The 12,080-nt window shown below is 41.8% G+C and carries 13 protein-coding genes; all 13 read left to right on the top strand.

The window, feature by feature from the left end; all coding sequences use genetic code 11:
- The 13 genes from NSQ64_RS12105 (at position 1) to trpA (ending at position 12,073) form a co-directional block, all read left to right on the top strand.
- Entirely contained in the window at positions 1-705 is a 705-nt protein-coding gene (locus NSQ64_RS12105; RefSeq protein ID WP_007500957.1) for a demethylmenaquinone methyltransferase, read from the top strand.
- A 24-nt stretch (positions 706-729) separates the two neighbouring features.
- Positions 730-1,692, top strand: coding sequence for a heptaprenyl diphosphate synthase component II (hepT, locus tag NSQ64_RS12100; RefSeq protein WP_268382829.1), 963 nt, complete (start codon positions 730-732; stop codon positions 1,690-1,692).
- A gap of 129 nt (positions 1,693-1,821) precedes the next feature.
- Positions 1,822-2,268 (top strand): nucleoside-diphosphate kinase, encoded by a 447-nt coding sequence (gene ndk / locus NSQ64_RS12095; protein WP_268382827.1) that lies wholly within the window; start codon positions 1,822-1,824, stop codon positions 2,266-2,268.
- Between the two features lie 144 nt (positions 2,269-2,412).
- Positions 2,413-3,189 carry a CheR family methyltransferase gene (locus tag NSQ64_RS12090; protein WP_008344547.1) on the top strand — a complete coding sequence of 259 codons (777 nt, stop codon included), beginning with the start codon at positions 2,413-2,415 and terminating at the stop codon, positions 3,187-3,189.
- Positions 3,190-3,265: 76 nt separating this feature from the next.
- Positions 3,266-4,438, top strand: coding sequence for a chorismate synthase (aroC, locus tag NSQ64_RS12085; protein ID WP_007500947.1), 1,173 nt, complete (start codon positions 3,266-3,268; stop codon positions 4,436-4,438).
- Positions 4,438-5,529, top strand: a complete 1,092-nt coding sequence (gene aroB, locus NSQ64_RS12080; protein WP_007500945.1) for a 3-dehydroquinate synthase — start codon at positions 4,438-4,440, stop codon at positions 5,527-5,529. The genes aroC and aroB overlap by 1 nt, the downstream gene beginning before the upstream one ends.
- Positions 5,526-5,909, top strand: a complete 384-nt coding sequence (gene aroH, locus NSQ64_RS12075) for a chorismate mutase (protein ID WP_008344549.1) — start codon at positions 5,526-5,528, stop codon at positions 5,907-5,909. The genes aroB and aroH overlap by 4 nt, the downstream gene beginning before the upstream one ends.
- A gap of 232 nt (positions 5,910-6,141) precedes the next feature.
- Positions 6,142-7,689 (top strand): anthranilate synthase component I, encoded by a 1,548-nt coding sequence (gene trpE / locus NSQ64_RS12070; protein WP_341016715.1) that lies wholly within the window; start codon positions 6,142-6,144, stop codon positions 7,687-7,689.
- Complete coding sequence (trpD, locus tag NSQ64_RS12065) at positions 7,661-8,683, top strand: anthranilate phosphoribosyltransferase (RefSeq protein ID WP_178930297.1); 1,023 nt, start codon at positions 7,661-7,663, stop codon at positions 8,681-8,683. The genes trpE and trpD overlap by 29 nt, the downstream gene beginning before the upstream one ends.
- Entirely contained in the window at positions 8,676-9,428 is a 753-nt protein-coding gene (trpC, locus tag NSQ64_RS12060; protein WP_024718509.1) for an indole-3-glycerol phosphate synthase TrpC, read from the top strand. Before trpD ends, trpC begins: the two co-directional genes overlap by 8 nt.
- A complete protein-coding gene (locus NSQ64_RS12055; protein ID WP_178930296.1) occupies positions 9,425-10,093 on the top strand; it encodes a phosphoribosylanthranilate isomerase in 669 nt (222 codons plus the stop codon). The genes trpC and NSQ64_RS12055 overlap by 4 nt, the downstream gene beginning before the upstream one ends.
- Positions 10,074-11,273 (top strand): tryptophan synthase subunit beta, encoded by a 1,200-nt coding sequence (trpB, locus tag NSQ64_RS12050; RefSeq protein ID WP_007500937.1) that lies wholly within the window; start codon positions 10,074-10,076, stop codon positions 11,271-11,273. Before NSQ64_RS12055 ends, trpB begins: the two co-directional genes overlap by 20 nt.
- Entirely contained in the window at positions 11,270-12,073 is an 804-nt protein-coding gene (gene trpA / locus NSQ64_RS12045; RefSeq protein WP_341016710.1) for a tryptophan synthase subunit alpha, read from the top strand. The genes trpB and trpA overlap by 4 nt, the downstream gene beginning before the upstream one ends.
- Positions 12,074-12,080: the final 7 nt, after the last annotated feature.

The following is a 12,080-nucleotide window of genomic DNA, read 5'->3' as shown; positions in this document are numbered from 1 at the left end:
ATGCAGCAATCAAAAGAACAGCGAGTACACGGTGTATTTGAAAAAATTTATAAAAACTATGACCAAATGAACTCTGTTATTAGCTTTAAACAGCATAAAAAATGGCGCGATAAAACAATGAAGCTCATGAATGTTCAAAAAGGAGCCAAAGCACTAGATGTATGCTGCGGAACTGCCGATTGGACGATTGCGCTTGCAGACGCTGTTGGAGAAACAGGCGAGGTCAAAGGCCTTGACTTCAGTAAAAATATGCTGAGTGTTGGCGAAACGAAGGTGAAAACAGGCGGCTACAATCAAATTGAGCTGCTCCACGGCAATGCAATGGAGCTTCCTTTTGAGGACAACTCATTTGATTATGTCACAATCGGTTTTGGCCTTCGAAATGTCCCTGATTACTTAACAGTGCTAAAGGAAATGACACGAGTGGTAAAACCCGGTGGAATGGTTGTCTGCCTTGAAACATCACAGCCTGAGATGATTGGGTTTAAACAAGGGTATTATGTCTATTTCAAATACATCATGCCGCTCTTTGGCAAGCTGTTTGCCAAAAGCTATCAGGAGTATTCATGGCTTCAAGAATCAGCCAAAACGTTCCCTGGCATGAAAGAACTGGCGTCTCTTTTTGAAGAGGCCGGTCTGTCTGATGTCTCGTATCATCCATTTACAGGCGGTGTAGCAGCAACACATATCGGAAAGAAGCTTTGAATAAACGATATTTGGGTGAAAATAATGAAACTAAAAGCAATGATTTCTTTTCTAAATCATGATATCGATATAATTGAAAAAGAGCTTGAACAAACCGTTCGCTCTGATTATGCATTATTAAGTGAAGCCGGTCTTCATTTGCTGCAAGCGGGCGGAAAACGAATCCGCCCCGTTTTTGTTCTCCTTTCAGGCATGTTTGGTGACTATGATATTAATAAAATTAAATATGTAGCCGTAGCGCTTGAATTAATTCATATGGCATCACTTGTCCATGACGATGTCATTGATGATGCAGAACTAAGACGAGGAAAACCGACGATTAAAGCAAAATGGGACAACAGAATTGCGATGTACACGGGGGATTACTTATTTGCAAGGTCACTCGAGTACATGACGAAAATCAATCACCCAATGGCACATGAAATTTTGTCAAAAATGGTCGTCGAGCTCTGTCTTGGGGAAATAGAACAAGTCAAAGATAAATACAACATGGACCAAAACCTTCGTACATATTTAAGAAGAATTAAACGAAAAACAGCCTTGCTTATTGCAGGCAGCTGCCAATTAGGTGCGATTGCAGCTGGAACAGATGAAAAAACACATAAAGCCCTTTACTGGTTTGGGTACTATGTTGGTATGTCGTACCAGATCATTGATGATGTCCTTGATTTTACATCAACTGAAGAAGAATTAGGCAAACCTGTTGGCGGGGACCTTTTACAAGGAAATGTCACTCTTCCTGTTTTATATGCGCTTCAGAACCCGACGTTAGAAGGTCAGTTGAAGCTGATCAATAGTGAAACGACGGAAAAGCAGCTGAAACCTGTGATTGAACATCTCAAACAAACAGATGCGATCGACCGTTCTATTCGAGTGAGTGAAATGTATTTGAAAAAAGCATTTGAACAGCTCGATCATCTTCCGCGTGGGCGGGCTAAATCTTCATTAGCGTCGATTGCAAAATATATTGGTAAAAGAAAATTCTGATCAACGTTTCGTTGATTGGTTTTTTTGTGAAATTTTTTGTCAAAAATTGATTATTATAAAAAAAAATGATACGATCACTTTGTAACAATGTAAGCCTATACATACATAACGACGGGGTGGAAAACGTATATGGACAAAACATTTCTTATGGTCAAGCCTGATGGTGTGGAAAGACAATTAATCGGTGAAATTGTGTCAAGATTCGAAAAAAAGGGGCTTCAGCTTGTTGGAGCAAAGCTCATGAGCATTCCAAAAGAAGTAGCAGAAACACATTACGGAGAGCATAAAGAAAAACCATTTTTCGGTGAATTGGTTGACTTTATTACGTCAGGACCTGTATTTGCGATGGTATGGCAAGGTGAACAAGTCGTAGACGTAACAAGGCAGATAATTGGAAAGACAAATCCGAAGGAAGCGCTTCCAGGAACAATAAGAGGCGACTATGGATTAACTGTTGGCAAAAACATTATCCATGGCTCAGACTCACCAGAAAGTGCCGAAAGAGAAATCAACCTTTTCTTCAAACAAGAAGAACTGACAAACTGGGAACAAACGATCTCAAGCTGGATTTATTAATGTTCAAGCCAAAGTGTTCATCAAATGATCACTTTGGCTTTTTTATATTGAGATTTCTATACGATTTTTCGCATGAGATGATACAAATTTATGATAAAAACAGCTATACTAGGACAAAGATAGATGAGACAGGAGAGGACATTGATGGATCAGTATCAAGTATTTGTTGGGAAATGGAAAAAACTAACTGGGGTAGATCTGAATTTATATAAAGAAGCACAAATGAAACGAAGATTAACATCTCTTTATGATAAAAAAGGATATAAAGATTTTGAGGCATTTGCGTCTGCTCTTGAAAAGGACAAAGCGCTATTAGATGAAACGATGGATCGAATGACGATCAATGTGTCAGAATTTTACCGAAATTATCAGCGCTGGGAAGTACTTGATCAAAAAATCCTGCCGCTGCTTTCAAAAAACAGCGGCACCCTAAAAATATGGAGTGCAGCTTGCTCTACTGGAGAAGAGCCATATACACTCTCAATGTTGCTATCAAGCCATCCGCTTGTGAAGGACTTCCAAATTATTGCAACGGATATAGATGATAAAGTCCTGCAATCTGCGCAAAAAGGAAGATATCATGAACGATCTTTGCAAGAGGTGCCAGATCAAATCAAGCAAAAATATTTCACCAAAGAAGATTCTTCATTTTACACGGTGAAGGATGAGATTCGAAAGCACATTCAATTTAAGAAACACAACCTTTTAGCAGATCCATATGAAAAACAGCTGGATCTCATCGTGTGCCGAAATGTCCTCATCTACTTTACAGAAGAGGCGAAAGAAGAAATTTACTTAAAAATGAGCAGCAGTTTAAAGCAAAACGGCGTATTATTTGTTGGTTCTACAGAACAAATTTTTCACCCAGAAAAGTTTGGACTAACCTCTGCTGATACTTTCTTTTATCAAAAGAAGGGGTAGTAGCTGACTTTTTAGTAGGAAGTGTGTTATTATAGTTTTACTTAAAAGCGTTAATGCGATGAAGGGAGAATAAGTCATGAGGTACTTAACAGCAGGTGAATCACATGGTCCACAACTGACCACAATTATTGAAGGAGTTCCAGCGGGACTTTACATAGAGCAGGATGACATCAATTATGAACTGGCTAGAAGACAAAAAGGTCATGGCCGCGGAAGAAGAATGCAGATTGAAAAAGACCAAGCAAAAGTGTTAAGTGGTGTCCGCCACGGGAAAACATTAGGTTCTCCTATTGCACTTGTTGTTGAAAATAATGATTGGAAGCACTGGACAAAGGTCATGGGTGCAGAGCCGATTACTGAAGAAGAAGAGAGTGAAATGAAGCGTCAAATCTCTCGTCCAAGACCAGGGCATGCGGATTTAAATGGTGCGATTAAATATGGTCACCGTGATATGAGAAACGTATTAGAGCGCTCATCAGCACGCGAGACAACGGTTCGTGTAGCAGCAGGCGCAGTAGCGAAACAAATTTTGGCTCACCTTGGAATCAAAGTGGCTGGTCACGTCCTTGAAATTGGTGGAGTAAAAGCTTCCCATACCGCTTATGAATCTATTGAAGATTTGCAAAAAGTAACAGAAGAATCACCTGTTCGCTGCTATGACAGTGAAGCTGGTCAAAAAATGATGGATGCCATTGACGAAGCGAAGAAAAACGGCGATTCAATTGGTGGTATTGTCGAAGTCATCGTTGAAGGAATGCCAGTTGGAGTCGGCAGCTATGTGCACTATGACCGCAAACTGGATAGCAAGCTTGCGGGTGCAGTACTTAGTATCAACGCTTTTAAAGGAGTTGAATTCGGTATTGGCTTTGAGGCGGCTTCTAAAAATGGTAGTGAAGTTCATGATGAAATCATCTGGGATGAAGAAAAAGGCTATACGAGAAAAACAAATCGCTTAGGTGGTCTTGAAGGCGGAATGTCAACTGGCATGCCAATCGTCGTAAGAGGGGTTATGAAACCAATCCCAACCTTATACAAACCATTGCAAAGCGTGGATATTGAAACAAAAGAACCTTTCTCTGCAAGTATTGAGCGTTCTGACAGCTGTGCTGTTCCAGCCGCAAGTGTTGTAGCAGAAGCAGTCGTTGCATGGGAAATCGCCAATGCAGTGGTTGAGCAGTTTGGTCTTGATCAAATTGACCGCATTAAAGAAAATGTGGACAAAATGCGCCAGCTTCAGAGGGAGTTTTAATGAAAACACTGGAAGTGAAGACGTCTTCAGCCACTTATCCTGTATATATCGGTGATGGGATTAGACAAAATATCGTAGACTTGATTACTTCCACTGGGCGATCCTACACGAAGCTCTTTATCGTGACAGATTCAGCCGTCGATGCCCTTTATGGAGATGAAATGGTTCAATTACTTAAACAGAAATGGTCTGTACAAAAAGTAGTGGTGCCAAACGGAGAACAATCAAAATCTTTTGCGCAGTTTGAGCAGATTCATACGAAAGCCATCCAATTTCAACTCGACCGCTCCTCATGCATCATTGCATTAGGCGGCGGGGTGATTGGAGACTTGGCTGGCTTTGCTGCTGCCACTTATATGAGAGGCATTGATTTTATTCAAGTGCCGACCACGCTGCTTGCACATGATAGTGCAGTCGGCGGAAAAACCGGAATCAATCATCCGCTCGGCAAAAATTTAATTGGTGCGTTTCATCAACCGGCTGCTGTCATCTATGATACAAGTATGCTAGAGACACTCTCACCAATAGAGCTGAGATCAGGCTTTGCAGAAGTGATAAAACATGCACTGATTTCAAGTGAAGTCTTTTTATCAGAACTGATGTCCATTCGTTCGTTGACAGAATTATCAAAGGATGAACTGGCACATATGCTTTATCAAGGGATTCAAGTGAAAGCATCCATTGTTCAAGAAGATGAAAAAGAACAAGGTGTGCGGGCATATTTGAATTTAGGTCATACACTAGGGCATGCCATTGAAGCGGAGTATGGATACGGTGCGATCACGCATGGAGATGCCATTGCAATTGGCATGCAGTTTGCTTTATATGTCAGTGAAAAAGAGCAAGGACTCAGCCTAGATCGCGAGAAACTTAAAGTGTGGATGAAAGAACTAGGGTTCCCAGTACAAGTCACACAAACGATTTCAACCAAAACATTTGTCGATCGCATGATTGGTGATAAGAAGGCAAGAGGCGGGAGTGTTCAGTTTGTTTTGCTAAAACAAGTTGGAGACGTCACCCTGCAATCTTTCACAAAAGATGAGCTGTATCACTGGCTCGAAGAATGGAAACGGGAGGAGGGCTGTCTATGATGTTTCGCGGGATACGCGGGGCTACAACTGTGACAGAAGATACAGAAACAGAAGTGTTAACCAAAACGAAGCAGCTGCTAGAAGCGATCATTTCAAAAAATCAAGTAGATCCAGAGCGTGTCGTGCAGATCTTGATTTCAGCTACACAAGATATTCACTCTGTTTTTCCAGCAAAAGCACTCAGGCAGTTTGAAGGATGGACCTATGTGCCTGTTACTTGTATGCAAGAGCTTGACATTGATGGAGGTCTAAAGAAGTGTATTCGCGTTTTAATGACCGTTCAGACAGATGTCAAGCAGGAAGACATCCAGCACGTATACTTGGAAGAGGCTGTCACGCTTCGGCCTGATTTACAGTTGACAAAAAACAAGGAATTATAATACGATATGAACAGCCGAAGTTTACACACAGGTGTGAACGGCATTGCAAGCTTAGAGAAGATGAGAATGAGACTAGGGTAGTTGAGATGAGTAGAGTTGAGCAGAGATACGATACTTCTATTTAATCATACTGCCTAAAAGAGCGAAGCCTCTTTTAGGCTTATTTCGTATACTCAAACAAATCCTCAAGATGTCCCCTCATTCTCCTTAATTCCATTTAAGGAGTGTGCTTATGAAATCCCAATCAAACCTTACCCAATTTTTAAGAGACAGTCAGTTTTACAAAACCATCCCGATTGTTGAAACCATTACAGTTGATACGCTCTCACCTATTCAAATTGTTGAGAAACTGAAACAGGATATTGTGTATTTGCTAGAAAGCAAAGACGAATCTTCTAGCTGGTCGAGATATTCCTTTATCGGATTACATCCTTTTTTAACATTACATGACGAGCAAGACCATTATATTGCTCGTGACGCTGCGGGAAAGTCAGTGATGCAAAAAGCGGAGCTGAAAGAGTTGCTTGACTGGATGAAAGAGCAATATCAAATCAAGACACCTGAAATTGATATCCCATTTACTGGCGGAGCCGTAGGGTACTTAAGTTACGACCTCATTCCAAACATTGAACCGTCTGTCAAGCCGCATCCGAATGCATCAACAACAGATAATTGCACATTATTTGTTTGCCAAACAATGATCGCATTTGATCACGAAACAAACCAAGTTCATTTTATTCAGTACACGCAGCTGAACGGTCATGAAACAGAGGAAGAAAAAATTCTGGTTTATCGAGAAAATCAAAAGCAGCTTGAACTGATGATACAGCAGCTTCATACAAAAATTGATATGAAAGAACTGATAATCTCAGGGAATATGAATGAACCCCCTTCGTTTGAACAGGTGACGTCTACCTATGAAAAAGCAAAATTTTTAAAGGATGTCGAAAAAATCAAGGAGTATATTCGAGCGGGTGATATCTTCCAGGGTGTACTTTCTCAGCGTTTTGACATTCCAGTGACAGTGAGCTCATTTGAATTATATCGTGTGCTTCGGATCGTCAATCCATCACCGTATATGTATTTTATGAAATTAAAAGATCGAGACTTAGTCGGAAGCTCGCCAGAACGATTAATCCATGCGAAAAACGGACACTTAGAAATCCATCCAATTGCTGGTACAAGAAAACGAGGAATCACAAAAGAAGAAGATGATGCACTAGCAAGAGAGTTGATCGATGATGAAAAAGAAAAAGCAGAACATTACATGCTGGTGGATCTGGCTCGAAATGATGTGGGACGTGTGGCAGAATACGGCAGTGTGTCTGTCCCAACTTTTACAAAAGTCGTGAATTTTTCGCACGTCATGCACATTATTTCTATTGTGACAGGGAAGCTGAAGCAGGATACACATCCAGTAGACGCACTTATGTCCGCTTTCCCAGCAGGCACATTGACAGGCGCCCCAAAAATTAGGGCGATGCAATTATTAAACGAAATGGAGCCTGAGCCAAGAGAGACGTATGGCGGCTGTATTGCCTATATTGGTTTCGACGGCAATATCGATTCCTGTATTACTATTCGTACAATGAGCGTCAAACATCAGACTGCTTCTATACAAGCAGGTGCCGGCATTGTCGCTGATTCCGTTCCAGAAAACGAATGGGAAGAGACATGTAATAAGGCAGGAGCACTTCTAAAAGCCATTCAGCTTGCTGAACATATTTTCTCAGAAAGGGAGAGTGTGCCAAATGAATCAACGACTATCAGCTCTTGTTAATGGAGGAAAACTATCAGAAAAAGAAGCGAATGACCTGATGCATGATATGATGAGCGGCTCGTTAACAGATGCTGAAGTCGCTGCTAGTCTATCTATTTTAGCGCATCGAGGAGAAACCGCCGAAGAAATGACAGGCTTCGTGAAAGCCATGAGGCAGCATGCAGCACCAGTAGAAAGGTCACTTGATGTCGTTGATACGTGCGGGACAGGAGGCGACGGTTTATCAACATTTAATATATCAACAGCCGCTGCCATCGTTGCTTCGGCTGCTGGGGCGAAAATCGCCAAGCACGGAAATCGTTCCGTCTCCTCTAAAAGCGGGAGTGCTGACGTGCTAGAATGTCTTGGTATTCAAATTCAATCCACACCTGAAGAAACAAGACGGCAAATACAGCAGAAAAACATGGGCTTTTTATTTGCACCGCTCTATCATTCTTCTATGAAACAAGTAGCCGCCGTACGCAAGCAGCTCGGATTTCGGACGGTATTTAACTTATTAGGACCGCTTTGCCACCCGATGCAGGCCAAAAAGCAAATCATCGGTGTGTATGCAAAGGAAAAGGCAAAGCTCATGGCGAAAGCTCTTGCTCCTTTAGAGCCAGAACATGTCCTGTTTGTTTGCGGAGATGATGGGCTGGATGAATTAACCATTACAGCAAATTCATACATCATTGAACTCAAAAAAGGTGTCATGACAGAATATACGTTAAACCCAGAAGACTTCGGACTTGAAAAAGGGAATTTATCAGACATTCAGGTCCAATCACCAGAAGAAAGCGCCAAATTGATTCAGAATATATTGAATTATCAAGCGGGTGGAGCACCGCTTCATATTACAGCTCTTAATGCTGGGGCCGCATTATATGTGGCAGGAAAAGCAGAGAGTCTGATGGCAGGCACAATGAAAGCATTAGAAACGATCAAAAACGGATCAGCTAAAGAACAATTAGCCCGTCTAAAACAAAAAACGAAGGAGGAAGAGATCTATGCTTAATCAAATTATCGCCCGTAAAAAAGAACATGTGCAAACCTTGCAATTACCTGAGGAAGGACATTATGAAAGACAATCATTTAAAGAAGCCCTTATGAATCCTCACCGCTCGATCGGACTGATTGCTGAGGTGAAAAAAGCGTCTCCTTCCAAAGGCATCATTCAGCCTCATTTTGATCCTTTACAGACAGCAAAAGCATACGAAGCATCAAATGCAGATTGTTTATCTGTCTTAACGGATGAACCGTTTTTCCAAGGGAAAAACGAATATTTGTCTCTTATTAAAGAACACATCACACGTCCTATTTTAAGAAAAGATTTCATTATTGACTCTATACAAGTAGAAGAATCGAAACGGATAGGGGCAGATGCCATTTTATTAATTGGAGAGGTGCTTGAGCCGCAAAAGCTGTATGAGCTCTATACAGAAGCGAAAGAAAAAGGACTGGATGTCCTCGTTGAAGTACATGCAGCACATACACTAGAAAAGATCTTACACCTATTCACTCCTGAGATTATCGGTGTGAACAACCGGAATCTCAATACGTTTACAACAACTGTTGAACAAACAAAAGAGATCGCGCCACTTGTTCCAAAAGACGTATTACTAGTAAGTGAAAGCGGGATAAAGACATTTGATGATCTGACCTTTGTGAAACAGCACGGAGCAAATGCCGTTCTTGTTGGTGAATCTTTAATGAGGGAACAATCACAGGAGAAAGCCGTTCAGGCATTGTTCGGAGAATGAAGAAAAGTAAGCCTTACTTAAAATATTGCGGGGCTGTCTCACAAGAGGATGTCGCATGCATCTCGCAATCTCAAGCGGATGCCATCGGTTTTATTTTTGCGCCGAGTAAAAGACGAGTTGATCCAGATCAAGTGAAACACTGGCTGTCAAAAGTAAAATGCAAAAAAGAGATAGTGGGGGTATTTGTGAATGAAAAAACACCAAAAGTGTGCGAGATCACAAACAACCTCCCCTTAGATATTGTGCAGCTTCATGGCGATGAGACGCCAGAAGATGCAAGCGACATCAAACAACAAACGAAGGCGCTCGTTTGGAAAGTGTTCCATCACGAGCCCGATGTAAACGACACACTTGAACATATGACGGCATTTGCTCCAAGTGTCGACGGCTTTCTCATTGATGCGAAAGTAAAAGGCATGAGAGGCGGTTCTGGAACAGCTTTTGCATGGGAGGCGGTGCCTTCATATGTTCAGCATGCAAAACAACTGGGGAAAACTTGCGCCATTGCTGGCGGGATCACGCCAGACACCATAATAGATCTGCTTGCTTTTGGTCCAGACGCCATAGACCTTTCAAGCGGTATAGAAGAAAACGGGAAGAAAAGCAGTACAAAGATGAAAGTGCTCGAAGAAAGGATGTTGAACCATGTACGCATATCCAAATGAGATTGGCAGATATGGAGAATTTGGAGGGAAATTCGTTCCTGAAACGCTCATGCAGCCACTAGAAGAGATCGAACAAGCTTTTCGTGAATTAAAAGAAGACCCTGCTTTTCAAAAGGAATATATATCGCTTTTGAAAAACTATTCAGGCAGACCAACTGCACTCACATACGCTGATCAATTATCGGCATATCTCGGCGGTGCTAAAATCTATTTAAAAAGAGAAGATTTAAACCATACAGGCGCTCATAAAATTAACAATGCGCTTGGGCAGGCACTCCTAGCGAAAAAAATGGGAAAATCAAATATCATCGCCGAAACAGGAGCAGGTCAGCACGGTGTAGCTGCTGCAACGGTGGCCGCAAAATTCGGTTTATCCTGCACTGTATTTATGGGAAAAGAAGATGTGGAAAGACAATCACTCAATGTGTTCCGAATGAAACTGCTCGGCGCTGAAGTCATACCTGTCACAAGCGGGAACGGAACATTAAAGGATGCAACCAATGAAGCCATCCGCTATTGGGTCCAGCATTGCAGTGACCACTTTTATATGATCGGCTCAGTCGTTGGACCTCATCCGTATCCTCAAATCGTCAGTGAATTTCAGCGGATGATCGGAGATGAGGCAAAAGCGCAGATACTTGAAAAGGAAGGGCAGCTTCCTCATAAAGTCGTTGCCTGTGTTGGCGGCGGGAGCAATGCGATAGGAATGTACCGGGCGTTCTTAGATGAAGAGGTCGATATCATTGGTGTAGAAGCTGCTGGGAAAGGAATCGACACTCCGCTTCATGCAGCGACCATCACGAAAGGGACAAAAGGTGTCATACATGGATCTTTGACATACTTGATTCAAGACGAATTTGGTCAAATTATTGAGCCTTATTCGATTTCAGCTGGATTAGACTATCCGGGGATCGGGCCAGAGCATGCGTACTTGCATGCGAGCGGCCGGGTTCAATATGTGAGTGCGACAGATCAAGAAGCACTAGATGCGTTAAAGCTGCTCACAGAAAAAGAAGGAATCCTGCCAGCAATCGAATCTGCACATGCTTTAGCAAAAGCGTTTGAAATGAGCCAGAACATGAGTGAAGACGACATTGTTCTTGTCTGCTTGTCAGGCAGAGGAGATAAGGACGTGCATACATTAATGAATGTGCTTGAAAGTGAGGGTGAAACAAAATGATCACATTTCAATTAGAGCAAGGTCAGAAATTATTTATTCCATTTATTACAGCGGGTGATCCATCAGAAGAGATCACCATTGATTTAGCCCTCGCGCTTCAAGCAGCAGGGGCACATGCGATTGAACTAGGTGTTCCGTATTCCGATCCGTTAGCGGACGGCCCCGTCATTCAAAGAGCTTCTAAAAGAGCACTTCATCATGGTATGAATATCGTAAAAGCGATAGAATTAGCAGGAAAGATGAAAAAAAACGGCGTAAAAATTCCTGTAATTCTATTTACGTATTATAATCCTGTGTTACAATTAGACACAGAATACTTTTTCGCTTTACTGCACAAAAATCATATTTCGGGGCTCTTAACACCCGACTTGCCTTTTGAAGAGAGTAGCGAGCTGCAGAAGAACTGTCAAGCACACGACATTTCATATATATCACTCGTTGCACCAACAAGCAAGGAACGATTAGAAAAAATTGTAGAGCAGGCAGAAGGTTTTGTGTATTGTGTTTCATCTCTCGGCGTCACAGGTGTCAGACAATCTTTCGACGCATCGATTACAGATTTTATTCAACAAGTGAAACAGTTGAGTCAAATACCAGTTGCTGTAGGTTTTGGTATTTCAACAAGAGAACAAGTAGACTCAATGAATAAAATGAGTGATGGTGTCGTTGTCGGCAGTGCGCTTGTCAAAAAAATTGAAGAGCTTCAAGAACAATTAGTAGCAAGTGATACACGCCAAGAGGCTTTAAGAGAATTTGAAACATATGCAAAAACATTTAGTCCCCTCTATTCATTCAAATGAGGTGAAA

Source organism: Bacillus sp. FSL W8-0183 (assembly GCF_038006825.1).
Classification (GTDB): Bacteria; Bacillota; Bacilli; order Bacillales; family Bacillaceae; genus Bacillus; species Bacillus altitudinis.
This window is presented reverse-complemented; position numbering and strand designations above follow the sequence as displayed.

Coding starts and splice junctions, on each gene's coding strand:
- NSQ64_RS12105 (WP_007500957.1), top strand. CDS start 1: ATGCAGCAATCAAAAGAACAGCGAGTACACGGTGTATTTGAAAAAATT.
- hepT (WP_268382829.1), top strand. CDS start 730: ATGAAACTAAAAGCAATGATTTCTTTTCTAAATCATGATATCGATATA.
- ndk (WP_268382827.1), top strand. CDS start 1,822: ATGGACAAAACATTTCTTATGGTCAAGCCTGATGGTGTGGAAAGACAA.
- NSQ64_RS12090 (WP_008344547.1), top strand. CDS start 2,413: ATGGATCAGTATCAAGTATTTGTTGGGAAATGGAAAAAACTAACTGGG.
- aroC (WP_007500947.1), top strand. CDS start 3,266: ATGAGGTACTTAACAGCAGGTGAATCACATGGTCCACAACTGACCACA.
- aroB (WP_007500945.1), top strand. CDS start 4,438: ATGAAAACACTGGAAGTGAAGACGTCTTCAGCCACTTATCCTGTATAT.
- aroH (WP_008344549.1), top strand. CDS start 5,526: ATGATGTTTCGCGGGATACGCGGGGCTACAACTGTGACAGAAGATACA.
- trpE (WP_341016715.1), top strand. CDS start 6,142: ATGAAATCCCAATCAAACCTTACCCAATTTTTAAGAGACAGTCAGTTT.
- trpD (WP_178930297.1), top strand. CDS start 7,661: ATGAATCAACGACTATCAGCTCTTGTTAATGGAGGAAAACTATCAGAA.
- trpC (WP_024718509.1), top strand. CDS start 8,676: ATGCTTAATCAAATTATCGCCCGTAAAAAAGAACATGTGCAAACCTTG.
- NSQ64_RS12055 (WP_178930296.1), top strand. CDS start 9,425: ATGAAGAAAAGTAAGCCTTACTTAAAATATTGCGGGGCTGTCTCACAA.
- trpB (WP_007500937.1), top strand. CDS start 10,074: ATGTACGCATATCCAAATGAGATTGGCAGATATGGAGAATTTGGAGGG.
- trpA (WP_341016710.1), top strand. CDS start 11,270: ATGATCACATTTCAATTAGAGCAAGGTCAGAAATTATTTATTCCATTT.